Source organism: Citrobacter sp. Cpo109, assembly GCF_030332565.1.
Lineage (GTDB): Bacteria > Pseudomonadota > Gammaproteobacteria > Enterobacterales > Enterobacteriaceae > Citrobacter > Citrobacter portucalensis.
The window spans coordinates 93089-117964 of the sequence record NZ_JAOWHQ010000024.1 but is presented as its reverse complement, the minus strand read 5'-3'; the positions used below and the strand labels follow the sequence as shown (position 1 = coordinate 117964).

Sequence of the window (24876 nt, the reverse complement as noted above, 5' to 3'; positions counted from 1 at the left end):
TTAATAACGCCCCTTTTTCGTAACTAAGCAACATAAGAGAGAGCTTTTTGTGATGTCCATTAGAATTCCCTATGTAAGGAATGAAAAAAAATTACAAAAAGTGCTTTCTGAGCTGCTCAAAAAAGAGTAAAGTTATTCTCGTAGGGTACAGAGGTAAGATGTTCTATCTTTCAGACCTTTTACTTCACGTAATCGGATTTGGCTGAATATTTTAGCCGCCCCAGTCAGTAATGACTGGGGCGTTTTTTATTGTGCGAAAGAAAAGTTTTGCACATGCTGTAGGCCGGATAAGACGCGCAGCGGCGCCATCCGGCATATCGGTGGGTTATTCCCCGTCCTGCTCCTCTTCAACCGGGGCCAGTTCACTAAACCAGCTATCCAGTTTTTGCCGCAGTTTGTCCACACCCAGTTTTTTCAGCGATGAAAATGCTTCTACCTGCACGTCACCGTTAAATGCCAGTACGGCTTCACGTACCATATTCAGCTGCGCTTTGCGTGCACCGCTGGCCAGCTTATCTGCTTTAGTCAGCAGTACCAGAACCTGAACGTTGCTCTCAACCGCCCACAGGATCATCTGTTGATCGAGATCTTTTAACGGGTGACGAATATCCATCAGCACTACCAGACCTTGCAGGCTCTGACGCTTTTCCAGATATTCAGCCAGCGCGCGCTGCCATTTACGCTTCATCTCTTCCGGAACTTCGGCATAACCGTATCCTGGCAAATCGACTAGGCGTTTGCCGTCAACGACTTCAAACAGGTTGATGAGCTGAGTACGACCCGGCGTTTTAGATGTACGCGCCAGACCTTTTTGATTCGTCAGGGTATTTAGCGCACTGGATTTGCCTGCGTTGGAACGGCCAGCAAAAGCCACTTCGATACCGGTATCGGAAGGTAAGTGGCGAATATCAGGCGCACTCATCACAAAGTGCGTCTGTTGATAATTCAAGTTAGTCAAAGCAGTCCTCTCCATCAATCAGGGCTTTGCAGCGATTATACCTGAACCCCAGCAAAAGGCTGGTTTTTCGACGAGTGGGCTGTGTAAGTAAAAACCCCGCGCTTTGTGAGACATTGCCGACAGTTTCTATACGAGATGACAGAGTAAAAAATGACAGAACTAAAATAAATCATATGGTTACATTTGGGCGCTATTCTTAAAATCAGAAATTGTTACCCAGGTTACTTGTACGTTTAAACCAAAACGGTAAAGTAGCGTCCATAGCGAGGAAGCTGAAAGGATAGATGACTCAGGATGAGGGTCAGGAGCGCCAGGAGGCGAAGACACAGGATTGTCAGGAAGACAAACGTCCGGAGACGTTAGTAAAAGGAAATGGAAACAACACGGAATGTTACAGGCTAAGGGAAAAACAGGGTGTGTTGATAGCCAACAGGGATTGTAGAGCCCGTAAGGGTTGAGAGTCAGGAAAAAAGGCGACAGATTACTCTGTCGCCTTTTTTCTTTATTTCTGCTAGATTCCGGCGCAATTATATACTGAATAAAAACAGCCAAAGACGAATCATGATGAAACCAACTTCTACACCACGCGGTAAAGGTCCTGCAAAAGCGCGTCGTAAAACACGCGAAGAAATTAACCAGGAAGCTCGCGACCGTAAGCGCCAGAAAAAACACCGTGGTCATGCGGCAGGTAGCCGTGCGTCCGGTAGCGAAGGCGCATCTGGTGGCGGAAACCAAAATAAGCAAAAAGATCCTCGTATTGGCAGCAAAACCCCCATTCCATTGGGCGTGACCGAAAAAGTCACCAAACAGCACAAACCGAAGAGTGAGAAACCTATGCTTTCACCACAGGCTGAGTTGGATTTACTGGAAACGGATGAGCGCCTGGATGCGCTGCTGGAGCGTCTTGAAGCAGGAGAAACCCTGAGCGCGGAAGAACAGTCCTGGGTTGATGCCAAGCTGGATCGCATCGATGAGCTGATGCAAAAGCTGGGTCTTTCTTACGATGACGAGGAAGAAGAGGAAGAAGAAGAAGAAAAGCAGGAAGACATGATGCGCCTGCTGAAAGGCGGCAACTAACGGTTTTACACCGTGGGTCTTCCCGTCCTGCTTATAACCCTTCCGGTTATATGTTATCTGGTGTGGTTATTCGTTAAACTACAGCGGTTGTCGCGGCGACAGAAGTTGCTGCGCAACCGACTTATCACCCGTACTGGGGTTAAGTCGGTACGCCGTACCCGCCAGAGACGCCATCGGAAGGAGTGAGCATGTCAGAGCAGTTAATAGACTGGGACCTGGCCCTGATCCAGAAATATAACTATTCCGGGCCACGATATACCTCGTACCCGACCGCGCTGGAGTTTTCTGAAGACTACGGCACTGAGGCATTTCTAAAGGCCGTGGCGCGTTATCCTGAGCGTCCTCTCTCGCTGTACGTTCACATCCCGTTCTGCCACAAGCTGTGCTACTTCTGCGGCTGTAACAAGGTCGTGACTCGTCAGCAGCATAAAGCCGATCAATACCTCGATGTCTTAGAACAAGAAATTATTCATCGCGCACCGCTGTTTGCCGGACGTCATGTCAGTCAACTGCACTGGGGCGGCGGCACGCCAACGTATCTGAATAAAGCGCAAATCAGCCGTTTGATGTCGCTGCTACGTGGCAACTTTAACTTTAACGACGACGCCGAAATTTCGATCGAAGTGGATCCGCGTGAAATTGAGCTGGATGTGCTCGATCATTTACGCGCTGAAGGTTTTAACCGCCTGAGCATGGGGGTGCAGGACTTCAATAAAGAAGTTCAGCGCCTGGTGAACCGTGAGCAGGATGAGGAGTTTATCTTTGCGCTGCTGAATCATGCGCGTGAGATTGGCTTTACCTCAACGAACATCGATCTGATTTATGGTTTGCCAAAACAGACGCCGGAAAGTTTCGCCTTCACCCTGAAACGCGTTGCTGAGCTGAATCCAGACCGACTGAGCGTCTTTAACTACGCGCACCTGCCGACGCTGTTTGCCGCTCAGCGCAAAATTAAAGATGCCGACCTGCCCAGCGCGCAGCAGAAGCTGGATATCCTGCAGGAAACCATCTCTTCACTGACCGAAACTGGCTATCAGTTCATTGGTATGGATCACTTTGCCCGCCCGGATGATGAGCTGGCGATTGCTCAACGCAAGGGTGTGCTGCATCGTAATTTCCAGGGTTATACCACCCAGGGTGATACCGATCTGCTGGGAATGGGCGTGTCAGCCATCAGTATGATTGGTGACAACTACGCGCAGAACCAGAAAGAGCTGAAGCGCTATTATCAGCAGGTAGACGAGCAGGGGGACGCGCTGTGGCGCGGAATTGCCCTGACCCGCGATGACTGCATTCGTCGTGATGTTATTAAGCTCCTGATCTGCAACTTCCGCCTCGACTATGCCGCTGTGGAACAGCAATGGGATCTGAACTTCGCTGACTATTTTGCCGAAGACCTGAAACTGCTGGCACCGCTGGCGAAGGATGGGCTGGTGGATGTCGATGAGAAGGGGATTCAGGTCACGCCGAAGGGCCGTCTGCTGATCCGTAATATTTGCATGTGCTTCGATGCGTATCTGCGCCAGAAAGCGCGGATGCAGCAATTCTCTCGGGTGATTTAACGCTTTTCCGGGTGGCGCTTCGCTTATCGTGCCTACGAAAATCTCAATACGTAGGTCGGGTAAGCGAAGCGCCACCCGGCGAACCCGCTAGCTGAAAAGCCCAACAAGCGCTGCGCACAATACTGCGGCGACAGCAGTTTGTGGCGTATGGCTTTCGACTGCACCGCTCGACAGCAGATTAATGATTGATTCCAGCATGATGACTTCCCCCCCGTTTTCCGGGCACGATCATACTTAACTCATCGGAACAGTAAAGCGCAAAATAGCAGCTATTTGCGCTCAATTATTGATCTTTACACAGTGACGATATGTCACTCCATTCCGAGTTCTTTTAGTTTACGCGTCAAGGTATTACGACCCCAGCCGAGCAAGCGTGCCGCTTCCTGTTTATGCCCCTGAGTATGACGGAGCGCGGTAGTCAACAGCGTGCGCTCCATCTCCGGTTGGGCCTCGGAAAGCAAGTTTTGATGGCCGGAGCGTAATGCCCGATCTGCCCACTGTGCCAATAGCGTTGCCCAACTATCCGGCTGCATATGGGACGGTGCGTCTGGCACGGAGGTTTCAAACAGCTCGGTTGGTAAGTCCTGAATCAGTACTTCCTGCCCGGCGGCCATTACGGTTAACCAGCGGCAGGTGTTCTCAAGCTGACGCACGTTACCTGGCCAGGCCAGACGGGTGAGTGCAGCCTCAGTTTCCGGGTGTAATTGTTTGGCTTCCACCCCCAGTTCGCGGGCGGCCTCCTGCAGGAAATGACGCGCCAGGCGGGGGATATCCTCCCGACGTTCACGCAGCGGTGGCAGATGTACCCGAATGACGTTCAGCCGATGGAATAAGTCCTCACGGAATTTGCCTTCCTGCACGCGCAGTTCAAGATTCTGGTGCGTGGCGGCGATAATGCGTACATCTACCTTTACGGGCGCGTAACCGCCAACGCGGTAAAACTGTCCATCGGCTAATACGCGCAATAAACGCGTTTGCACGTCCAGCGGCATATCGCCAATTTCATCGAGGAACAGCGTACCGCCGTCTGCCTGTTCAAAGCGCCCCTGACGAATGGTATTCGCCCCGGTAAACGCGCCTTTCTCATGACCAAACAGCTCAGATTCGATCAAATCTTTCGGAATAGCCGCCATGTTCAGCGCGATAAACGGCGCTTTGACGCGCGGGCTATGACGGTGCAACGCATGGGCGACCAGTTCTTTACCGGTCCCTGACTCTCCGTTTATCAATACGCTGATTGACGATCGGGACAGGCGGCCAATAATGCGAAAGACATCCTGCATTGCCGGCGCTTCGCCGATGATGTCGGTTGTGGGGCCGTTAATCTGAACATTGCGCGGCTGCTGCTGTTCCTGATAATGGCTGATGGCGCGCTCGACCAGCGCCACGGCTTCATCAATATCAAAAGGTTTAGGCAGATAATCAAACGCCCCTTGCTGATAGGCGCTGACGGCGGCATCCAGATCGGAGTGCGCGGTCATTATGATGACCGGAAGCATCGGATGCCGCTGTTTAATCTGTTTTAACAGCGTCAGGCCGTCCATACCCGGCATGCGGATATCCGACAACAGCACGTCCGGCGTTTTGCTGGCCAGCGCGTCCAGTACCTCTTTACCACTTTCAAATGTGGTACAGCTTAGCCCTGCCCCTGCGAGCGCACGTTCAAGCACCCAACGGATGGAACTATCGTCATCAACGACCCAGACTATTCCTCGTTGCATAAACGTCACCTTATTTCCTGATAGGCAGGTAAACCGAGAACTCGGTATGACCCGGCCAACTGGTAAATTCAATTTTGCCGGAATGTTGATCAATCAAATTACGGGCGATAGATAATCCAAGGCCGGTACCACCTTCGCGACCGCTGACCATTGGGTAGAACAGCGTGTCCTGCAAATGCGAGGGAATACCCGGACCGTTATCCTCAACATCAATTCGTGCCGCCAGACGATAACGCATGCCGTGTAGCGTGAGCTGAAACGCGGTGCGGGTACGCAGAATGATCTCGCCGCCTTCCGGTCCCAGCGCCTGCAAAGCATTGCGCACGATGTTCAGCAAAACCTGCTCAATCTGGTCCGGGTCGTGCAGTAACTCAGGCAGACTTGGGTCGTAATCCCGGATTAGCGTGACGTTTTCCGGCAGCTCCATCGAGACCAGCGCCACCACGCGTTCCGCCACTTTGTGAATACTTTCCGTGATGTGCATTCCCGGCTGTTGTGGCCCCAGCAGACGGTCGACCAGATTACGCAGGCGGTCCGCCTGTTCAATAATGACTTTGGTATATTCGGTCAGCGCCGGGTCCGGAAGTGCTTTGCTGAGAAGTTGCGCCGCGCCGCGTAATCCGCCCAGCGGGTTTTTAATTTCATGTGCCAGACCACGCACCAGATCGCGGGCAGCAATCTGCTGGGCGTGCTGGAGCTGTTCCTGACTCAGACGGCGCTGGTTATCCATAGGGGCCATCTCCAGCAAGATAAGGCCATCAGGCAGCCTCTGAGCGGTCACAGAGAGGATATGTGAGTGGCTGTCTATCACCAGCGTCACTTCGTTATCCGTAAAGCCCTGGCCTGCTTCCAGGCTCTCTCGCATCAGTCCGATGTTTAAGGAGAAATAACTCAACAGATCGGGAAGCGGTGTACCAAATAGTTTGCGGGAGCTTTGGGCGAGCAGCTGTTGCGCCGCAGGGTTGGCGTAATGTACAGCCAGCTCATCGTCGACAAGTAAGATGCTGTTGATTAAAGAATTGAGGATCTGCCCAGCATCGGGCAGCGTGCCGGTTGCCATTCAGCAGTCTCCTGAAAAGTGTTGCACCAATTTAGTGCATTATAGCGTTTTACATCAAAAAAGCGCGAAAAAGCAGGTTGTTAGTGGAGAAAAAAGCCCATCCTGGGATGGGCTACAGATGACTGGCAAACATAGATGCCGGATGGCGGTTTTGCCTTATCCGGCCTACAAGGTAATGTTACCCTCCAGGCCTGGTAAGATTGCGCCATCAGGCGTCCTATCATTCGCCATCGATCTCAAGCCTGCCTGAGCAGGCTAAAAGTTCCACGGCAACTCAAACGATTAAACGCTGTAGTACAGCTCAAACTCTACCGGGTGCGGAGTCATACGCACGCGGTCATCTTCTTCGCGACGCAGCGCAATGTACGCATCGATCGCTTCATTAGTGAACACGCCGCCTGCGGTCAGGAACTCGCGGTCCAGATCCAGTTCTTTCAGTGCTTCTTCCAGAGAACCAGCAACCTGTGGGATCTCTTTCGCTTCTTCCGGCGGCAGGTCGTACAGGTTTTTGTCCATTGCTTCGCCCGGGTGGATCTTGTTCTTAATACCGTCAAGACCAGCCATCAGCAGCGCTGCGAAGCACAGGTACGGGTTAGCAGCCGGGTCCGGGAAACGCACTTCGATACGACGAGCTTTCGGAGAAGCAACTACCGGGATACGGATAGACGCAGAACGGTTACGGGCAGAGTAAGCCAGCATGACCGGCGCTTCGTAACCCGGGACCAGACGCTTGTAGGAGTTGGTGGTCGGGTTAGCCAGGGCGTTGATCGCTTTAGCGTGTTTGATTACGCCACCGATGTAGTACAGCGCCTGCTCAGACAGACCTGCATATTTGTCACCGGAGAACAGGTTTACGCCGTTCTTGGACAGGGACATGTGGCAGTGCATGCCGGAACCGTTATCGCCAAACATTGGTTTTGGCATAAAGGTTGCGGTTTTACCGAAACGGTGAGCGACGTTGTGAACGACATATTTGTAGATCTGAATTTCGTCCGCTTTTTTGGTCATGGTGTTAAAGCGGGTCGCGATTTCGTTCTGACCAGCAGTCGCCACTTCGTGGTGATGCGCTTCAACAACCAGGCCCATCTCTTCCATGATCAGACACATGGTAGAACGGATATCCTGAGAAGAATCTACCGGAGGAACCGGGAAGTAACCGCCTTTCACGCCAGGACGATGACCTTTGTTACCACCTTCGTATTTGGTGGAGGAGTTCCATGCGCCTTCGATATCATCGATAGCCACGTGGGAACCGGAAATAGATGCGCCGAAACGGATGTCGTCAAACAGGAAGAACTCTGGCTCTGGCCCGAACAGAACGGTGTCAGCGATGCCGGTAGAACGCAGATATTCTTCAGCACGTTTAGCGATGGAGCGTGGGTCACGGTCGTAGCCCTGCAGCGTACCTGGTTCCAGGATATCGCAACGGATGATCAGGGTAGACTCTTCAAAGAACGGGTCGATGAGAGCAGTAGACGCATCTGGCATCAGAACCATGTCTGATTCGTTAATGCCTTTCCAGCCACCGATTGAGGAGCCGTCAAACATTTTGCCTTCTTCAAAGAATTCGGCATTTACCTGATGAGCAGGAATAGTGACGTGCTGTTCTTTACCTTTGGTATCAGTGAAGCGTAAATCAACAAACTTCACTTCGTGTTCGTTCAGCATCGTCAAAACGTGTTCAGCGGACATACTTACTCTCCCGGATTGGTCATTGTCGTCGTGGTAACGAAGTCTTCAATTCTGCAAAAATTGGCCGTGTCGCCATAAAAAATATAAAGCGAAATCTGTGCCAACTTTTAAATTGCCCCTAAAAGGCGTTATCATGCGCACCATCGTGCAAAGGGGCTGCACCATGAAGGTTGTATTGCACCATTATAGTGCTTTAATGTGAACATTAAGCACCATATTGGTGCAAAGCATGTCAGATTACCCCTTTTAACGCTCCGTGAATGTGATCACAAAGAAACTCTGCAATACTTGTTTGCGGAGGATGTTTGTGATCCTGTTTTGTACTGCGATTAATCCGTGTACAATAACGCGCTATTTCTAAAATGCCTGAGGCAAAGTTGTGATCGAAAATTTGCGTAACATCGCCATCATCGCGCACGTAGACCATGGTAAAACGACCCTGGTAGACAAGCTGCTCCAACAATCCGGTACGTTCGATGCACGTGCTGAAACCCAAGAGCGCGTGATGGACTCCAACGATTTGGAGAAAGAGCGTGGGATTACCATCCTCGCTAAAAACACCGCTATCAAATGGAATGACTACCGTATCAACATCGTTGATACCCCGGGGCACGCCGACTTCGGTGGTGAAGTTGAACGTGTAATGTCCATGGTCGACTCCGTGCTGCTGGTGGTGGATGCAATGGACGGTCCGATGCCGCAGACGCGCTTCGTGACCAAAAAAGCCTTTGCCCATGGCCTGAAGCCAATTGTTGTTATCAACAAAGTTGACCGTCCTGGTGCGCGTCCTGACTGGGTTGTTGATCAGGTATTTGACCTGTTCGTTAACCTCGACGCTACCGACGAGCAGCTGGACTTCCCGATCGTTTACGCTTCTGCGCTGAACGGTATCGCGGGTCTGGATCACGAAGACATGGCTGAAGACATGACTCCGCTGTATCAGACTATCGTTGATCGTGTACCGGCTCCGAATGTAGATCTTGATGGCCCGCTGCAGATGCAAATCTCTCAGCTGGACTACAACAACTACGTTGGCGTAATCGGTATCGGCCGCATCAAACGCGGTAAAGTTAAACCGAACCAGCAGATCACTATCATTGATAGCGAAGGCAAAACCCGTAACGGTAAAGTCGGTAAAGTTCTGACCCATCTGGGTCTGGAACGTATCGAGAGTGATATTGCCGAAGCAGGCGATATCATCGCGATCACCGGTCTGGGCGAACTGAACATCTCCGACACCATCTGCGACCCGCAGAATGTTGAAGCGCTGCCAGCTCTGTCCGTTGATGAACCGACCGTTACCATGTTCTTCTGCGTAAACACCTCTCCGTTCTGCGGTAAAGAAGGTAAATATGTTACCTCTCGTCAGATCCTTGACCGCCTGAACAAAGAGCTGGTGCACAACGTTGCGCTGCGCGTTGAAGAAACCGAAGATGCAGATGCGTTCCGTGTATCCGGTCGTGGTGAGCTTCACCTGTCTGTTCTGATCGAAAACATGCGTCGTGAAGGTTTCGAAATGGCGGTTTCCCGTCCGAAAGTAATCTTCCGCGAAATCGACGGCCGTAAACAAGAGCCGTTCGAAAACGTAACGCTGGACGTTGAAGAGCAGCATCAGGGTTCTGTGATGCAGGCTCTGGGTGAGCGTAAAGGCGACCTGAAAAACATGAATCCAGATGGCAAAGGCCGCGTACGTCTTGACTACGTGATCCCAAGCCGTGGTCTGATCGGCTTCCGTTCAGAATTCATGACCATGACCTCCGGTACCGGTCTGCTGTACTCCACTTTCAGCCACTACGACGATGTTCGTGCGGGTGATGTGGGTCAGCGTCAGAACGGCGTACTGATCTCCAACGGCCAGGGTAAAGCAGTTGCGTTCGCACTGTTCAGCCTGCAGGACCGCGGTAAGCTGTTCCTGGGTCACGGTGCTGAAGTTTACGAAGGCCAGATCATCGGTATTCACAGCCGCTCTAACGACCTGACTGTAAACTGCCTGACCGGTAAGAAACTGACCAACATGCGTGCGTCCGGTACTGACGAAGCAACGGTTCTGGTTCCGCCGGTTAAGATGACTCTGGAGCAGGCTCTGGAATTCATCGATGACGACGAACTGGTAGAAGTTACCCCAACCTCTATCCGTATCCGTAAGCGTCACCTGACTGAAAACGATCGTCGCCGTGCAATGCGTGGCGCGAAAGAAGAGTAATTAACACTCTTTTTCAGGTAAGCACAAAAAAGCCGCTGATTATCAGCGGCTTTTTTTATCCCGGAAGAATTAGAAGAAATACTTAGCCCCGACACGAATTTGATTTTGTTCGCGGTGATAAGGTTCTACATTGCGGTCTAACCAGCGTAGTTCCAGGTAGGGTAACCAGTGTTCATTGATACGATACTTGAAGGTATTCGTAATCTCCCAGTGATGATCTTTTCCGTTACTGCTATTGAAGTCATTCACTCGAATAAAATAGTGCGGCTCAAAGGTATAGGAAAATTTATCGGTGATAGTAAAATTCCAGTAGTTGCCTATTTCATAGGTATCATTATTGTCCTGGTCACCGTTTAGATCGGTTGAGCTGTAGTTATTATGGTTATATCGGTTACGCACGGTAAGATTAAACCATGGGGTAAATTTATAGTTAACATCCAGATAAGCCGCACCACCGGAACCCGCACTCTTATCATTTATCAACCCACCTGGCTGGATAGTTAATTTATCTGTCGGTTTAAATAACGGATACCAGCCCTCTATTTCATTATAGCCGTGTTTTAACTCATCCTTGCGTTGCATGGTGTAGGTGTTGGTGAGCATGATACCCGCGCCCATATCGGAGTTATAGCCAACGCGCATCATCACTTCTATCTGATCTGACGCCAGATTATATGCCTCGCGGTTCTCGACATAGGCACCCGCAAAAACAGAGGTAGAAGCAACCGAAGATAAGAGAATTATTGTTGTTAACTTTTTCATAATAAATCCATTTTTTAAGCGTAGGGAGGCCGCCATCCATTAAGATGGAATAGGCGGCTATTATTTTTATACGTTTACAGCAGAGGTATTATTTTTAGTGGTAACAGGATCCGATAGAACATTGTTTTTCTTCCGTTGGCTGATTTCCTCAATAATAAAAGCAAAGCGAGTTTCGTTGAGCTTATAAAATAAACCCATCGTGAATGCAGCGATAATGGCCAGCCCACAAGGCCAGAGGAAAATAAGCTGACGCAGGCCGAGCAAAGTTGCATCGCTTTGGGTTATGTTGGGGATATAACCGATTTGCGTCAGCATGATGCCCGGCAGGAACCCAGCGAGCGCAGCGGAAATTTTGCGCGAAAAGGTATAACCCGTATACACTGAGCCTTCAGCGCGGATCCCCGTTTTCCATTCACCATAATCGACTGTATCCGGAACCAGCGCCCAGTTCAGGCTGTTAACAAAAGCGGTTCCGAAGAAGGCCATACAGGAGAATGTCACGAACAAAAATGATGTGCTGCCCCAGAAAAAGTTCAGTACATCGCCGATAGCCCATAATGCCAGACCGCCGAGGTAAACCTGCTTTTTACCGAAGCGTTTCACCGCAGCGGGAACCAGCAGCACCCCAACCAGAATGCATCCCATGCTGAAGAACCCCATCCACGACAGCAGATGAATATCATTGAGCACGTACTGGGTGTAGTACACCTGGATTGCCAGCTTGATGTTGAATGCCGCTAGCGTGCATAAGTTGGCGACACACAGCACCAGCAGGGGAGGGTTACGGAAAATGGCACAGAACGATTTGAGAATGCTGGGCTTATGGTGATCCGGCACGATTTCAATGTAGCGTTCCTTCACTCCGCTGAAACACCACCACATGCTGAACAGCCCGCAGACTGAAAAGATCAGTGCGGCGATCAGATAACCCAGCGAGGATGAACTGACAAATAGCGCTTGAATCGGCATAAAGCCAACGGTGCACAGTAACAGACCAACGGTAGCGCCGCCCTGACGCCAGGCGGCGAGCTGAGCGCGTTCATGCGGGTTTTTAGTGATCGCAGGCACCATCGCGCCGTAGGAGCAGTTCATCAGGCTATAGAACAGACCGAATAGCATAAACAATACTGTCGCCAGCCCAGTTTTTACCGTTAGCGTAAAATCTGTCGCCAAAAACTGCGCGCTGGCAACAACTGCGACAGGAAATGACGCATACAAAATAAAAGGTCTGAATTTACCTTTTGCGCCAATATTACGCCTTGAGTCCAGCAATACACCGGTCAACATATCAGTGAAGGCGGTGAAGAACTTCGCCACCAGAAAGATAATCCCACCGTAATACGCCGGCATCCCTAGTTCATCGGTATAAAATTTAAGCAGATACAGTGTGCCGATACACAGCATCAAATTTGAGCCGAAGTCACCCACTCCGTAGGCGAATTTTTCACGCAGGCTCAGTTTTAGCGTTAGCGGATCATGAAAAGACATAATCGCTCCTCAATAGCGCCCCGTAGAGCGCTATTAATTATTATTATCAAACGGGTTGTTTACGCGCTTCTATCTCTTCAACGATGCGGACATACATCTTCTCGTTAAGGTTGTAGAAACAGCCCATAGCCACAATGGTGATCACCGCTAAAGCGCAGGGATAAATAAAGATCAACTGACGCAAACCTTCGACCGTACTTGCTGATTGCACCACGTTGGGAACGTAGCCGATTTGCGTCAGCATCCAGCCGGGGAAGAATCCCGCCAGCGCTTGTGAAACTTTACGAAAGAAGGTGAAACCGGTGTATACCGTGCCTTCAGAGCGTACGCCGGTTCGCCATTCGCCATATTCCACCGTATCGGAGACCAGCGCCCAGTTCAGGCTGTTAACGAATGCTGAGCCGAAGAACGCCAGGCAGGAGAAGGCGACAAAGCTGACGGAACCGCCACCAAAGAAGTAGTTAAGCAAATCCCCCGCGACCCAAATTAGCAAACCGCCAATGTAGACTTTTTTCTTGCCGAAACGTCTAACCATTCCAGGCATCAAGAAGACGCCGATGAAGATACAGCCCATGCTGAAAAAGCCCATCCAGGAAAGGAGAATTGGGTCATTCAGTACGTACTGGGTGTAATAGACCTGAATTGCCAACTTAACGTTAAATGCGCCAAGCGTACAAAGGTTGGCAACGCACAGAATAAACAAAGGGCGGTTACCGGCGATGGCGCGGAAGGATTGCAATAATCCCGGTTTTTGCGCGGCATCCACGGGTTTCACTTCCACGTAGCGTTCTTTTACCCCGGCATAGCACAGCCACATAAACAGCAGGCCAAACAGCGAGAACAACGTGGCGGCGAAGATATAACCCAGCTGTGAATTGCCTTCGATCAAGTTCATTACCGGTACAAAGCCGACTGTACATAGCAACAAACCCAAGGTTGCGCCCCCTTGTCGCCAGGCTGCCAGTGAAGCGCGCTCGTCCGGATTTTTCGTAATCGCGGGAACCATTGCACCATAGGAGCAGTTCATCATGCTGAAGAACAGTCCGTACAGCATAAACAGCACCGTTGCCATCACCGTTTTACCGGTTACTTCAAACGGTGTACCGACAAAGTTGGCAATCGCCAGCAACGTAACTGGAAATGCGGCGTAAAGAACGAACGGACGGAATTTCCCTTTCGGGCCGATTTTGCGGCGGGAATCGAGCATAATCCCGGTGCCCATATCGGTAAACGCGGTAAAAAATTTGGCGATAAGGAAAATGATGCCGCCATAAGTTCCTGGTAAACCAAGGACATCGGTATAAAACTTGAGTAAATAGAGGGTACCAATGTCCAATAGGATATTGGAGCCTAAATCACCCATCCCATAGGCGAGTTTTTCTTTGAACGGCAAGCGTAGGGTTGCCGGATTAGAGGAAGTCTGACTCATTATTATTCTCCATGTGCCCGCGAGTTTCCCCGCGGGCGAGCCGTGTTAGATATTGCGTAAGGTGGCAAACAGTGACGCCCATTCACTCTTCGCGCGATAAAACACCGGAGGCTTGCCGATAGGCGCATCTACGGTAATTTCACCGCCCTGGTAAGTTTCCCCAGTCCAGACGTTTACCCAGCTATCCTCTGGCAGATACAGCGTCCAGTTTTGCTGGCCCTGTTCGTGAACCGGCGCGACCAGCAAATCTTGTCCCAGCAGATACTGATATTTCAGGGTATAGGTCCGAGCATCGTCTTCGTAATGCAGGAACAGCGGGCGCATCACCGGCAGACCGGTAGCGCTGTTTTGCGCGACAGCCTGTTTTAGATACGGTTTCAGGGTGGTAAAGACGGTGATCATACGGGCAAAGTGGGCGATGGTTTCAGCATCACCATCAAACTGCCAGTTATCGCCAGGGCGGTTACCTTCGTGGGTGCGCATCATCGGCGTGAAGGCGCTGAAGTCACACCAGCGCAGCAGCAGTTCTTTGCTGCGTTTCATGTCAAACAGGGTGGTGTAGCCGCCGATATCGCTGTGGTGCAGACCGTGACCGGTCATCGCCAGCGACAGCGCCGCAGGAACGACGGAAGCCAGACCGTCGTCGAGGCTCCAGTCAACGTTCTGATCGCCTGCCCACATCATGGTGGAGTACTTCTGGCTGCCGGTGTAGCCCGCACGCATAAAGAACAGGATCTCGCCGAGTTTGCCGGTCTCCTGTAACGCTTCGTAGTTGCATTTCGCCCACAGTGCGGGCCAGGCGTTATGCATAATTTCAGCGCTGACGCCGTTATGCAGATACGTATCGGTTGGCAGATATTCGCCAAAGTCGGCCATCCAACCGCCGCAGCCCAGCTCAATCATGTTCTTTTTGATGACTTCTTTGAACCAGTCGTAGGCTTCGGGGTTGGTCAGATCGACCACACCGCCGTAAAACTCGCCGAACTCAACCAAATAGTCAGCGCCTGAGGCATCTTTCGCCAGATAACCGCGAGCGGCAGCTTCGGCACAGAGATCTTTATCGCTGGCGACGTATGGGTTGATGTAGGAGAGAAACTGCACGCCTTCTTCTTTCCACTGCTTAATACGGTTATCCAACTGCGGATAGTTGTCGCTGTTCCACTTCCAGTTCCACATCACGCGCTTGCCAAAGGAGGTCATGCGGATCCCGGACCAATCCTGCGCCCAGATGCCGTTTACTTTCACGCCTGCGTTACGCATGGTGTCCAGTTTGTTCTGGCAAATCTCAGTACCGCCCTGAATACCGAGCGTGACGCCGTCGTAAATCCAGTCCGGCAGCTCCGGCTGGCGACCTAACAGCGCGGTCAGTTTTTCCAGCAGGGAAATATACGTGTCGGCGCACTCAAAGCGCAGGGTGGTTTTGTCTTCCCACAGCGCCAGCTCGTGATACTCCGGTGCGCTGAAGTCGAAATTCATATAGCAACTGTTATCAACGTGGCAGTAGTACTTCTGTGTGCTGACGAAGGTCGGCTGCGGGAAGAAGGTCCAGTAGTAGTCTCCGCCGGCATTTTCTTTGCAGTCAGCCTGCCAGGTGACATAGCTGTTTTTGTTACGGCCCACGCCCTGTTCGCTGGTCCACAGTGGGAAGGGTTTTCCGCGCAAATCGAAGTAAGAGAATTGTTCACCGCAGCCGTAAATATGATCGTCCGGGTTGGCTGCCAGACGCAGCCAGATGCGGTTATGGCTGAGATCATCGTTGTGCAGGTCCAGCTTCAGGCGGCCCTGTTCATCGGTAGAGATGTGCAGCGTGGCGTTGATGGTATTACCGCGGCTGAAATGTACCAGCCAGCCATCAGGTGACTCGCTAACCGTGGCGTCTGTCAGAGCAATCTTCTCATTGAGCTTGTCTTTGATGCTGAAGTTGCCGCGAAACATGTCAATGTCGGCAACGCCAGCGCCGATCCATAGACAAGGGGTTTCTGTGCTGTGACGTAAAATCAGGCGCTGGTGGTACGTTAAAGCAAATCCATCAGGTAGTGATGTGAGTTCTAAGGCGGTTGACCGTTGTTGTAGCGAATTCATTATCGTCTCCGTAAAAATAGGGTAATTCGGTAATTTGTCGGAAATCTGTTATTCACTGCCGATTAAAAAATGCATTTGATGTGTTTCTCCGGGCGCGAGATGAATCAGGCTAATTCCGGAGTTAAAGGCGTCTGGCGGGCAGGTCATCGGTTCAACCGCAAGGCCACGCCGTGCTAATTTTTCGCCGGTGTACACCTGTAGCCAGGGCTGGTGGCTGCGTAAAAAAGTGGACATGTTTTGCGATGGACTGGTTATCCTGACTTCCCACTCAGCGTCAGGTGGCATGGTCCTGAACGTATGATCGATAGTGGTCTGCGCAATGCGTCGCTGCGTTGTGAAATCCCGTTCATCGCATGTTTCTTCACTCGCTGGGAGTGTTAATTCACAGTCATCGATAGGGTGCTGATTGCAGGTCAGGTAGGGGTGTGCTCCCGCGCCATAGGGTGCAATTTCGTCACCCACATTCTGTGTCCGAATAATGACGTGCAATCCGCTGTCTGCCTCCAGTCGGTAAATCACCTCTGAAACCAGCGCAAAGGGATAGCCATAAGAGGGCGGAAGAAAAATCGTCAACGACACTTCCGTGTTCGACAGTTGATTAATCTGCCAGTCCCGCCAGGCCAGCAATCCATGGATGGCGGTATGTGAAACAGGGTCGTTAACGGCAAGTTGGAAGGTCTTGCCGTTATGTTGATAGCAGCCATTTGCAACGCGGTTTGGCCAGGGAACCAGCACTTTTCCTAAATGTGCCAGCGGCATCTCTTCCGGCTTATGTGGAATCACAATGTGACGCCCACGGTGCGTCAATTCTGCTAGTCCAGCACCAACCGTGACGATTTTCGCCTGGAAGTTTCCGGCTTGAAGATGAATGGTTTTTCCACCGTTATGCATGGCTGCTCACCTTGTTACTTATTTAGCGTTGATATCCAGCAGACCGGCAGCCACTGCCGGAGCAAGGCCCGGAGCCAGCGGTAGACGCGGGATCACCAGGCAGTGCAGCAGGTGATAAATGTCCTGCTTACCGTCCCAGACTTTGGTCGTCACCTTGTTATCGGTATCCAGTTCCTGCCACCATGAACCGGTCTCGTAGTCCATCAGATATGTGATGCAGTAATCCCACCACTTCTGGTACCAGGCTTCGTACTGGCTGTCGCCGGTGAGGGTATACAAGGCATAGGCGGTACCCATGGCTTCGACTATCGGCCAACGCACTCTTTCGCGAACTATGGGTTTACCATCCCAGTCCACCGAATAGACAAAACCATCTGCACCGTCTGGTGCCCAGGCATCACGGATGGTGGCGTGGAACAAGCCTTTGGCATCTTCCAGCAGCCAGGCGGGAGGCGTTTCGAAGCGGGCTTCCAGTGCGGCATGCAGATGCAGCATCAGGCGACCCCATTCGATCCAGTGGCCCGGCGTGCCGCCGTAAGCGCGGAAACGGTGAGCTGGGTTATCCTTGTTGTAATCGCGGATTGGGTTCCACTGTGAATCGAAGTGTTCGTTAACGCGATACTCCCCGCTGCGGGCTACGTCGTGAATAATCACCGATGCAATTCGCAGTGCGCGATCGAGCCATTTACGGTCATGGGTAACGTCATACACGATCAGGAAAGCCTCGACCGCGTGCATGTTGGCGTTACCGCCGCGGTAATCTTCCGTCTGGCTGAAAGCTTCGTCCCAGGATTCCAGGCACATCTGCTCTTCTTCACTCCAGAAGTACTTTTCAATCACGTCGATAGCGTCATCCAACAATTGCCTGGCCTGCGGATGACCGGTGGTGACCGCACTTGCCGCACCGAGCAAAACAAAGAAATGCTGATAGCCCTGTTTGGAGGCGTCCATAACGCCTTCGTCATTTACGCAGGCGTACCAACCGCCGTAGCGAGTGTCGCGCAGCGCGCCATTCAGTGCTTTAATGCCATGATCGACTAGCTGATATGCGCCAGGACGACCCATTGACGCGGCAACGGAGTAGACGTGCAGCATGCGGGCGGTGATCCACAGATGTGTCCCCATATCTGCTCTGACCTGACCACTGTTTCCCAGCCAGCCAAATCCGGTGGGTACCGCCGCATTCTTACCAAAGTTAAAGATGCGGTCGGTTTCTTGCTCCAGCCAACGGTTGTGGCTTAGGGTGTTGAACCATTTCATTCTTAGATCCTCTTAGCGCCGGGCCATCATTTCGTCGACGATATCGCCCAGGCGTTGCAATTTAGGTGCGGAAACATCACGCAGCATCAGTTCGGTATCCGGCAGGCCAACAACCGATGACCAGACCGCACGTCCGGCCAGGAAGCCAGATGCGCCTGCGGTCATTGCTACGCTGACTGCGCGCGGGAACAGTTTTTCATCTACACCAGAGGAGAGAATGACCCACGGCATGTTGATGTTTTCATTCAGGCGCAGAGAGGCGCTAAGCAATTCTTGTTGGGTACCTTTGCCGTACAGCGGCATTTCGACCTTGTAGAGATCGGCACCGCTATCACCCAGTTCTTTTGCGGCATCGATAATGGCCTGTTCGCGATCGAACTTATCGCCACGACGCGGTGGGCGAACAACCGGCTCGATGATGCTCAGCAGGCCATTGGAATGGCATAGCTCATTGAATTCTTTCACCATATCAAGACGCTGTTGGGCATCTTCATCGCTACGCCACAGCACCAGCAGTTTGAGAGCCTTAGCACCATCTTGCTTCACGGCCTGCGGGTTGATTTTTTTATCAATCACCACGCTATCGACCGGGATTCCGTTACCCGGAATAAACTCATCAGCGGCCACAATCATGGCGCAGCTTTTGGCGACCGCGTTTTGCTCTACAACCTGGCGGTAGCAGAACTGCTGATCGACCAGAATGGCGGAGGCATAGGGGGACAGGATCTTCGCCGCATTGACTTTGAAATCGGTCAGCACGCTGTCATTGACCGGGGATTTTGCACCCGCTGCGGCAAACATTAAGCGCATGGCTTCGCGCTGATCGACCGCCAGCATGGCAAATCCGCCAGAAGCTCGGGTGATATCTTTCAGGGTGTACTTCGTCATTGCTCAGTCCTTACTTATCTGTGTGTTTATTTAGCCCGGCGGATGCGCGAACCTGTTCAAGAATGGCCGTCCAGTCTTCCCGGCCACGGCCAGCGGCACGCGCCTGGTTATAGACTTCGCGGGAGGCAGCACCGAGCGGCATCGGCACATGCAGTTGGTTGGCAACGTCCAGCGCGATGCCAAGATCCTTGTGAGCTAAATCGATCATGAATGCCGGGGAAAGATCGCCTTTCAGCACTTTGTTCGGCCAGGAGGTAGTGAAGTGGCCTTTCCCGGCGGGGGTACCGCTCATAACTTGCAAGGCCACATCAAAGGAGAGGCCAAGTGCCTCGCACAACACGGCTGCTTCGGCAGAAAGAGCGTTCAGTGCGATACTCATGTAGTTGTTGATGAGTTTCACGCGGATCCCCATACCGGGACCCCCTGCATTGATCAGTTCATTACCCATCGCCATCAGAACCGGTGCGGCGCGTTCTACCTGCCGTGCTGTTCCGCCTGCCAGCAGCAACAGCGTTCCCGCGATAGCGTGATCGGAGGTACGCCCAACCGGGCAATCCATCATGTCGAAGCCTTTGGCACGCATATCGGCGATCAGCTTGTCGGTTTGCAGTGGGTGAATAGTCGACATATCAATCACTAATGCCTGCGGGGAGAGGCTTTCGCAGATACCTTGCTCGCCGAACAGTACGCTACGCACCAGATCGCCATTTGGCAGCATGGTTATGACAAATTCTGCCCCTTTTGCTGCCTGAGCCGGGTTGCTGGCAGGCTGTGCTCCTTTTTCCACCAGGCGCTGAACGGCATCCGGGTTAACGTCAAAGACGCTGAGTTGGTGACCCTGCTTCAGCAAGTTGCTCGCCATGGGTGAACCCATCTGACCTAATCCGATAAATGCTATAACTGCCATAACGTTCTCCTGAGACGTGGATGTCATTTTTTGTCATTTAAGGTTGTTTGTTTTTGTCTGTTTTTGATCGTATTTGTAATTTATGGTCAAAAAATTGACAGCCGTCACTTTTTAAACATTTTGTGAAATTAAAATGGTCCCATCTTGAAACGCCTAAGGAATGACCATGATTCGTATTGCTTGTGTAGGTATTGCCGTGATGGATCGCATCTATTACGTGGAAGGTTTACCGACTGAAGGGGGTAAGTATGTGGCGAAGCGTTATACGGAAGTGGGCGGTGGGCCTGCTGCAACGGCCGCAGTGGCTGCAGCGAAGCTGGGCGCACAGGTGGACTTTATTGGCCGTGTGGGCGATGACGACACCGGAAATAGCCTGCTGGCGGAGCTGGAATCCCTGGGGGTAAATACCCGTTACACCCGGCGCTACGCAGGGGCGAAGTCTTCGCAATCGGCAATTATGGTTGATACGCAAGGGGAGCGGATTATCGTTAACTATCCCAGCCCGGATTTATTGCCGGATGCTGATTGGCTGAATGAGATCGATTTTTCCCAGTGGGATGTGGTGTTGGCGGATGTTCGCTGGCATGAAGGGGCCAGAAAGGCGTTCACGCTGGCGCGTCAGGCGGGAGTGATGACAGTACTGGATGGTGACGTAACGCCACAAGATATCAGCGAGCTGGTGGCGTTAAGCGATCATGCTGCGTTCTCTGAACCTGGTCTGGTGCGTTTAACCGGGATAAATGATTCTGAAGTTGGACTGAAACAAGCAAAAACGCTCACAAATGGACATGTTTACGTAACGCGGGGAAGTGAAGGCTGTGACTGGATAAAAAATAATACGTTGCAGCATCAATCTGGATTTAAAGTCGACGTTGTGGATACTACGGGAGCTGGAGATGTTTTCCACGGTGCACTCGCATTCAGCCTGGCCGGCGGCGATGCTCCAGAAGAAGCCGTCAGGTTTGCCAGCGGGGTTGCTGCGTTAAAATGCACGCGTCCGGGAGGAAGGGCCGGAATCCCTGACTGTGATCAAACCCGATCTTTTCTGTCACTTTTTGTATAAAATGCCAGGGCAATGGTTTTTCGAGGAAATTTCATGAGTCTTACCGAACTGACCGGTAACCCGCGACACGATCAACTGCTTATGCTGATTAGCGAGCGCGGTTATATGAATATCGACGAGCTGGCCAGCCTGCTGGACGTGTCCACGCAAACCGTGCGTCGTGATATTCGTAAACTCAGTGAGCAGGGATTAATTACGCGTCATCATGGTGGCGCGGGCAGAGCTTCCAGCGTGGTGAATACGGCGTTTGAGCAGCGTGAAGTCTCCTGGACGGAAGAGAAAAAAGCCATCGCGGAAGCGGTGGCTGATTACATTCCCGATGGGTCAACGGTGTTTATTACCATTGGCACCACCGTTGAGCAGGTAGCACGCGCGCTGTTAAACCATAATCATTTGCGCATTATTACCAATAGCCTACGCGTGGCGCACATTCTGTATAACAACCCACGTTTTGAAGTCATGGTGCCGGGGGGAACGTTACGCCCGCATAACAGCGGCATCATTGGCCCTTCTGCCTCAGCATTTGTCGCTGATTTTCGGGCCGACTACCTGGTTACCAGCGTTGGCGCGATCGAAAATGATGGTGCGCTGCTGGAGTTTGATGTCAACGAGGCCAGCGTAGTGAAGACGATGATGGCCCATTCAAGGCATATTCTGTTGGCTGCGGATCATACGAAATATACGGCTTCTGCCGCGGTAGAAATTGGCAACGTGTCTCAGGTGACCGCGCTGTTTACCGATGAGTACCCAGGCCCGGCCCTGCATAATTTACTCCAGTCACAGCAGGTAGAAATTGTGCAGGTGAGTCCTTCACAGGATGATGCTCTGGCAGTGTAATTCTCCCCAATGATGGCTCGATAAGTTCGTAGCCATCACTCTCGCATAGTCAAACTTCTCCTTTCCCGCTACAGTTATTCATCCACGGCGAATAAGGAGAAGGGCATGCTCTATATCTTTGATTTGGGTAATGTGATTGTCGATATCGACTTCAATCGCGTGTTAGGAACTTGGAGCGATCTGAGCCGTGTACCTCTGGCTTCGTTAAAGCAAAGTTTCACCATGGGAGAGGCTTTTCACCAGCACGAGCGAGGTGAAATAACGGATGAAGCCTTTGCCGAGGCGATATGTCATGACATGGCGCTACCGCTAAGCTATGAGCAGTTCTCCCATGGCTGGCAGGCCGTTTTTGTTGCCTTGCGTCCTGAAGTCATCGACGTCATGCAAAAGCTGCGTGAGCAGGGGCATCGGGTGGTCGTCTTGTCGAATACTAACCGTCTGCACACGACGTTCTGGCCGGACGAATACCCCGAAATCCGCCAGGCTGCTGACCATATTTACCTTTCCCAGGATCTGGGCATGCGTAAACCGGAAGCGCGGATTTACCAGCATGTCCTGCAGTCTGAAGGTTTTTCTGCGCATGAGGCGGTATTTTTCGACGACAACGCCGATAATATTGAAGGGGCTAATCGGTTAGGGATTACCAGCATCCAGGTTGTCGATAAAACGACCATTCCGGACTATTTCGCGAAGTTGCTATGCTAAAAAATGTTCAGCAACAAGCCAGGCACCATACGCGTCCTGTTCGGGCCTGGCTGAAGCTACTATGGCAGCGGATTGATGAGGACAACATGACGACGCTGGCAGGGAATCTTGCCTATGTCTCATTGCTCTCATTAGTGCCGCTTATTGCCGTAGTTTTTGCTCTTTTCGCCGCATTTCCGATGTTTTCTGACGTCAGTGTCCAGCTACGTCATTTCATTTTCGCAAACTTTATCCCGGCGACGGGAGATGTCATTCAGCGTTATATTGAACAGTTCGTCGCCAACTCGAACAAAATGACGGCCGTTGGGGCGTGCGGGCTGATTGTGACAGCGTTATTACTGATGTATTCCATTGATAACGCCCTGAATACTATCTGGCGCAGCAAGCGTACTCGGCCTAAAGTTTACTCTTTCGCCGTTTACTGGATGATTTTAACGCTGGGGCCGCTGTTGGCGGGGGCCAGTCTGGCAATCAGCTCTTATCTGTTGTCATTGCGCTGGGCCAGCGATCTCAACACGGTGATTGATAACGTCCTGCGTATTTTCCCGCTGGTGCTTTCCTGGCTCTCGTTCTGGCTGCTTTACAGCATCGTACCGACTACGCGTGTACCCAACCGTGATGCGGTTATTGGCGCCTTTGTGGCCGCTGTGTTGTTCGAAACCGGAAAGAAAGGATTTGCGCTCTATATCACGATGTTCCCGTCTTATCAGCTCATTTACGGTGTCCTGGCGGTGATCCCCATTTTATTCGTCTGGGTATACTGGACCTGGTGTATCGTCTTGCTAGGCGCGGAAATAACTGTCACTCTCGGGGAATACCGCAAACTTAAACAAGCCGCAGAACAAGAAGAAGCAGAGCAACCATGATTGCATTAATTCAGCGCGTAACCCGTGCCAGCGTCACCGTGGAGGGCGAGGTGACGGGTGAAATTGGCCCAGGACTTTTGGTCCTGTTAGGTGTCGAAAGGGATGATGACGAACAGAAAGCGAACCGCCTGTGCGAGCGCGTACTCGGCTATCGAATCTTTAGCGATGCCGAAGGCAAAATGAACCTTAACGTGCAGCAGTCAGGGGGCAGCGTGCTGGTGGTTTCACAGTTCACGCTGGCGGCAGATACCGAACGCGGCATGCGCCCGGGGTTTTCAAAAGGGGCTGCGCCCGATCGTGCAGAGGCGTTGTATGAGTACTTTGTTGAGCGTTGCCGCCAACAGGAAATGAATACGCAAACCGGTCGATTCGCTGCGGATATGCAGGTTTCACTGGTTAATGATGGCCCCGTGACGTTCTGGTTACAAGTATGAACCAGCTACCGGTGTGGCCGCGGACAACAAGAGAGAATACGACTATGTATCACCTTCGAGTACCGCAAACAGAAGAAGAATTGGAGCGTTACTACCAGTTTCGCTGGGAGATGCTGCGTAAACCTTTGCACCAGCCTAAAGGCTCCGAACGGGATGCCTGGGATGCGATGGCGCATCACCAGATGGTGGTGGACGAAGACGGAAATCTGGTCGCAGTTGGCCGACTGTATATCAATGCGGATAACGAAGCCTCCATACGCTTTATGGCCGTTGACCCTTCCGTGCAGGAGAAAGGGTTGGGCACGCTGATGGCGATGACCCTGGAGTCTGTGGCGCGTCAGGAAGGAGTCAAACGCGTAACCTGTAGCGCCCGTGAAGATGCGGTCGAATTTTTCGCCAAACTGGGATTTGTGAGCCAGGGAGAAATCACCACACCGCAAACCACGCCGGTGCGTCACTTTTTGATGATTAAGCCTATTGCGACGCTGGACGACATTCTCCATCGCGGGGACTGGTGCGGACAGCTACAGCAAGCCTGGTACGAACATATTCCATTGAGTGAGAAAATGGGTGTGCGCATTCAGCAATATACCGGGCAGAAATTTATCACCACGATGCCCGAGACGGGCAATCAGAACCCGCACCATACGCTGTTTGCCGGGAGTCTGTTTTCCCTGGCGACGCTAACGGGCTGGGGACTTATCTGGCTGATGCTGCGTGAGCGTCATCTGGGCGGGACGATAATCCTTGCCGACGCACATATCCGATACAGCAGGCCGATCACCGGGAAACCTACCGCTATCGCCGATCTGGGCTCGCTGAGCGGTGACCTGGACCGTCTGGCAAGAGGTCGCAAGGCGCGCGTTCAGATGCAGGTTGGGGTGTTTGGCGATGACACGCCGGGCGTGGTGTTTGAAGGCACCTACATTGTGCTACCCGCAAAACCGTTTGGCGCATATGAAGAAGGCGGGAACGAGGAAGAGTAGGCCTT

General features: G+C 52.0%; 24 protein-coding genes. 11 read left to right on the top strand and 13 right to left on the bottom strand.

All coding sequences use genetic code 11. From position 1 onward, the window contains the following. Window positions 1–158: 158 nt before the first annotated feature. Complete coding sequence (gene spfP / locus OGY71_RS23215) at window positions 159–206, top strand: small protein SpfP (protein ID WP_071892919.1); 48 nt, start codon at window positions 159–161, stop codon at window positions 204–206. Between the two features lie 119 nt (window positions 207–325). Here the strand turns inward: spfP and yihA are convergent, their stop codons facing one another. Next, window positions 326–958 carry a ribosome biogenesis GTP-binding protein YihA/YsxC gene (yihA, locus tag OGY71_RS01085; protein ID WP_063941722.1) on the bottom strand — a complete coding sequence of 211 codons (633 nt, stop codon included), beginning with the start codon at window positions 956–958 and terminating at the stop codon, window positions 326–328. A gap of 284 nt (window positions 959–1242) precedes the next feature. Here yihA and OGY71_RS01080 point away from each other — a divergent pair, with 284 nt between their 5' ends. The 3 genes from OGY71_RS01080 (at window position 1243) to hemN (ending at window position 3597) form a co-directional block, all read left to right on the top strand. After that, window positions 1243–1416, top strand: a complete 174-nt coding sequence (locus OGY71_RS01080) for a hypothetical protein (protein WP_122973887.1) — start codon at window positions 1243–1245, stop codon at window positions 1414–1416. Between the two features lie 103 nt (window positions 1417–1519). Next, a complete protein-coding gene (gene yihI / locus OGY71_RS01075) occupies window positions 1520–2035 on the top strand; it encodes a Der GTPase-activating protein YihI (RefSeq protein ID WP_286612667.1) in 516 nt (171 codons plus the stop codon). A 188-nt stretch (window positions 2036–2223) separates the two neighbouring features. After that, complete coding sequence (gene hemN / locus OGY71_RS01070; RefSeq protein ID WP_032950661.1) at window positions 2224–3597, top strand: oxygen-independent coproporphyrinogen III oxidase; 1374 nt, start codon at window positions 2224–2226, stop codon at window positions 3595–3597. An 87-nt stretch (window positions 3598–3684) separates the two neighbouring features. Here the strand turns inward: hemN and OGY71_RS01065 are convergent, their stop codons facing one another. The 4 genes from OGY71_RS01065 to glnA all read right to left on the bottom strand — a co-directional run bounded on the left by OGY71_RS01065 (window position 3685) and on the right by glnA (window position 8070). After that, on the bottom strand, window positions 3685–3795 hold the full coding sequence (locus OGY71_RS01065) for a YshB family small membrane protein (protein WP_020996121.1): 111 nt from the start codon (window positions 3793–3795) through the stop codon (window positions 3685–3687). Between the two features lie 113 nt (window positions 3796–3908). Beyond that, complete coding sequence (gene glnG, locus OGY71_RS01060; RefSeq protein ID WP_003825317.1) at window positions 3909–5318, bottom strand: nitrogen regulation protein NR(I); 1410 nt, start codon at window positions 5316–5318, stop codon at window positions 3909–3911. A gap of 10 nt (window positions 5319–5328) precedes the next feature. Beyond that, a complete protein-coding gene (gene glnL, locus OGY71_RS01055; RefSeq protein WP_008786986.1) occupies window positions 5329–6378 on the bottom strand; it encodes a nitrogen regulation protein NR(II) in 1050 nt (349 codons plus the stop codon). Window positions 6379–6660: 282 nt separating this feature from the next. Further along, complete coding sequence (gene glnA, locus OGY71_RS01050) at window positions 6661–8070, bottom strand: glutamate--ammonia ligase (RefSeq protein ID WP_003825314.1); 1410 nt, start codon at window positions 8068–8070, stop codon at window positions 6661–6663. A gap of 379 nt (window positions 8071–8449) precedes the next feature. Here glnA and typA point away from each other — a divergent pair, with 379 nt between their 5' ends. Next, window positions 8450–10273: a ribosome-dependent GTPase TypA gene (gene typA, locus OGY71_RS01045; protein ID WP_003028641.1), complete on the top strand. Its 1824-nt coding sequence runs from the start codon at window positions 8450–8452 to the stop codon at window positions 10271–10273. A gap of 69 nt (window positions 10274–10342) precedes the next feature. Here typA and ompL read toward each other — a convergent pair whose 3' ends face one another. The 8 genes from ompL to yihU all read right to left on the bottom strand — a co-directional run bounded on the left by ompL (window position 10343) and on the right by yihU (window position 19980). Beyond that, window positions 10343–11035, bottom strand: coding sequence for a porin OmpL (gene ompL, locus OGY71_RS01040; protein WP_003825311.1), 693 nt, complete (start codon window positions 11033–11035; stop codon window positions 10343–10345). Window positions 11036–11101: 66 nt separating this feature from the next. Continuing rightward, entirely contained in the window at window positions 11102–12523 is a 1422-nt protein-coding gene (locus tag OGY71_RS01035) for an MFS transporter (protein ID WP_286612665.1), read from the bottom strand. A gap of 46 nt (window positions 12524–12569) precedes the next feature. Then, complete coding sequence (locus OGY71_RS01030) at window positions 12570–13952, bottom strand: MFS transporter (protein ID WP_003825308.1); 1383 nt, start codon at window positions 13950–13952, stop codon at window positions 12570–12572. 45 nt (window positions 13953–13997) lie between these two features. Further along, window positions 13998–16034: an alpha-glucosidase gene (locus OGY71_RS01025; RefSeq protein ID WP_286612663.1), complete on the bottom strand. Its 2037-nt coding sequence runs from the start codon at window positions 16032–16034 to the stop codon at window positions 13998–14000. A gap of 48 nt (window positions 16035–16082) precedes the next feature. After that, window positions 16083–16925 carry an aldose-1-epimerase gene (locus OGY71_RS01020; RefSeq protein WP_126957461.1) on the bottom strand — a complete coding sequence of 281 codons (843 nt, stop codon included), beginning with the start codon at window positions 16923–16925 and terminating at the stop codon, window positions 16083–16085. A gap of 18 nt (window positions 16926–16943) precedes the next feature. Beyond that, window positions 16944–18185 carry a sulfoquinovose isomerase gene (yihS, locus tag OGY71_RS01015; protein ID WP_126957459.1) on the bottom strand — a complete coding sequence of 414 codons (1242 nt, stop codon included), beginning with the start codon at window positions 18183–18185 and terminating at the stop codon, window positions 16944–16946. Window positions 18186–18197: 12 nt separating this feature from the next. Beyond that, window positions 18198–19073 (bottom strand): sulfofructosephosphate aldolase, encoded by an 876-nt coding sequence (yihT, locus tag OGY71_RS01010; RefSeq protein ID WP_003825301.1) that lies wholly within the window; start codon window positions 19071–19073, stop codon window positions 18198–18200. Between the two features lie 10 nt (window positions 19074–19083). Next, window positions 19084–19980: a sulfolactaldehyde 3-reductase gene (yihU, locus tag OGY71_RS01005; protein ID WP_191221977.1), complete on the bottom strand. Its 897-nt coding sequence runs from the start codon at window positions 19978–19980 to the stop codon at window positions 19084–19086. A gap of 166 nt (window positions 19981–20146) precedes the next feature. Between yihU and OGY71_RS01000 the strand changes: the two genes are divergently transcribed. The 6 genes from OGY71_RS01000 (at window position 20147) to fabY (ending at window position 24871) form a co-directional block, all read left to right on the top strand. After that, on the top strand, window positions 20147–21043 hold the full coding sequence (locus OGY71_RS01000) for a sugar kinase (protein WP_003825297.1): 897 nt from the start codon (window positions 20147–20149) through the stop codon (window positions 21041–21043). A gap of 33 nt (window positions 21044–21076) precedes the next feature. Next, window positions 21077–21880 (top strand): DeoR/GlpR family DNA-binding transcription regulator, encoded by an 804-nt coding sequence (locus OGY71_RS00995; RefSeq protein ID WP_003825295.1) that lies wholly within the window; start codon window positions 21077–21079, stop codon window positions 21878–21880. 105 nt (window positions 21881–21985) lie between these two features. Next, entirely contained in the window at window positions 21986–22585 is a 600-nt protein-coding gene (gene yihX, locus OGY71_RS00990) for a glucose-1-phosphatase (RefSeq protein ID WP_003825293.1), read from the top strand. After that, window positions 22579–23451, top strand: coding sequence for a virulence factor BrkB family protein (locus OGY71_RS00985; protein ID WP_008786998.1), 873 nt, complete (start codon window positions 22579–22581; stop codon window positions 23449–23451). Before yihX ends, OGY71_RS00985 begins: the two co-directional genes overlap by 7 nt. Then, window positions 23448–23885 carry a D-aminoacyl-tRNA deacylase gene (dtd, locus tag OGY71_RS00980; RefSeq protein WP_003825289.1) on the top strand — a complete coding sequence of 146 codons (438 nt, stop codon included), beginning with the start codon at window positions 23448–23450 and terminating at the stop codon, window positions 23883–23885. Before OGY71_RS00985 ends, dtd begins: the two co-directional genes overlap by 4 nt. Window positions 23886–23929: 44 nt before the next feature. Beyond that, window positions 23930–24871 carry a fatty acid biosynthesis protein FabY gene (gene fabY / locus OGY71_RS00975; protein WP_164563265.1) on the top strand — a complete coding sequence of 314 codons (942 nt, stop codon included), beginning with the start codon at window positions 23930–23932 and terminating at the stop codon, window positions 24869–24871. The last annotated feature ends 5 nt before the right edge of the window (window positions 24872–24876 follow it).

Coding starts and splice junctions, on each gene's coding strand:
- OGY71_RS01080 (WP_122973887.1), top strand. CDS start 1,243: ATGACTCAGGATGAGGGTCAGGAGCGCCAGGAGGCGAAGACACAGGAT.
- yihI (WP_286612667.1), top strand. CDS start 1,520: ATGATGAAACCAACTTCTACACCACGCGGTAAAGGTCCTGCAAAAGCG.
- hemN (WP_032950661.1), top strand. CDS start 2,224: ATGTCAGAGCAGTTAATAGACTGGGACCTGGCCCTGATCCAGAAATAT.
- OGY71_RS01065 (WP_020996121.1), bottom strand. CDS start 3,795: ATGCTGGAATCAATCATTAATCTGCTGTCGAGCGGTGCAGTCGAAAGC.
- glnG (WP_003825317.1), bottom strand. CDS start 5,318: ATGCAACGAGGAATAGTCTGGGTCGTTGATGACGATAGTTCCATCCGT.
- glnL (WP_008786986.1), bottom strand. CDS start 6,378: ATGGCAACCGGCACGCTGCCCGATGCTGGGCAGATCCTCAATTCTTTA.
- glnA (WP_003825314.1), bottom strand. CDS start 8,070: ATGTCCGCTGAACACGTTTTGACGATGCTGAACGAACACGAAGTGAAG.
- ompL (WP_003825311.1), bottom strand. CDS start 11,035: ATGAAAAAGTTAACAACAATAATTCTCTTATCTTCGGTTGCTTCTACC.
- OGY71_RS01035 (WP_286612665.1), bottom strand. CDS start 12,523: ATGTCTTTTCATGATCCGCTAACGCTAAAACTGAGCCTGCGTGAAAAA.
- OGY71_RS01030 (WP_003825308.1), bottom strand. CDS start 13,952: ATGAGTCAGACTTCCTCTAATCCGGCAACCCTACGCTTGCCGTTCAAA.
- OGY71_RS01025 (WP_286612663.1), bottom strand. CDS start 16,034: ATGAATTCGCTACAACAACGGTCAACCGCCTTAGAACTCACATCACTA.
- OGY71_RS01020 (WP_126957461.1), bottom strand. CDS start 16,925: ATGCATAACGGTGGAAAAACCATTCATCTTCAAGCCGGAAACTTCCAG.
- yihS (WP_126957459.1), bottom strand. CDS start 18,185: ATGAAATGGTTCAACACCCTAAGCCACAACCGTTGGCTGGAGCAAGAA.
- yihT (WP_003825301.1), bottom strand. CDS start 19,073: ATGACGAAGTACACCCTGAAAGATATCACCCGAGCTTCTGGCGGATTT.
- yihU (WP_191221977.1), bottom strand. CDS start 19,980: ATGGCAGTTATAGCATTTATCGGATTAGGTCAGATGGGTTCACCCATG.
- OGY71_RS01000 (WP_003825297.1), top strand. CDS start 20,147: ATGATTCGTATTGCTTGTGTAGGTATTGCCGTGATGGATCGCATCTAT.
- OGY71_RS00995 (WP_003825295.1), top strand. CDS start 21,077: ATGAGTCTTACCGAACTGACCGGTAACCCGCGACACGATCAACTGCTT.
- yihX (WP_003825293.1), top strand. CDS start 21,986: ATGCTCTATATCTTTGATTTGGGTAATGTGATTGTCGATATCGACTTC.
- OGY71_RS00985 (WP_008786998.1), top strand. CDS start 22,579: ATGCTAAAAAATGTTCAGCAACAAGCCAGGCACCATACGCGTCCTGTT.
- dtd (WP_003825289.1), top strand. CDS start 23,448: ATGATTGCATTAATTCAGCGCGTAACCCGTGCCAGCGTCACCGTGGAG.
- fabY (WP_164563265.1), top strand. CDS start 23,930: ATGTATCACCTTCGAGTACCGCAAACAGAAGAAGAATTGGAGCGTTAC.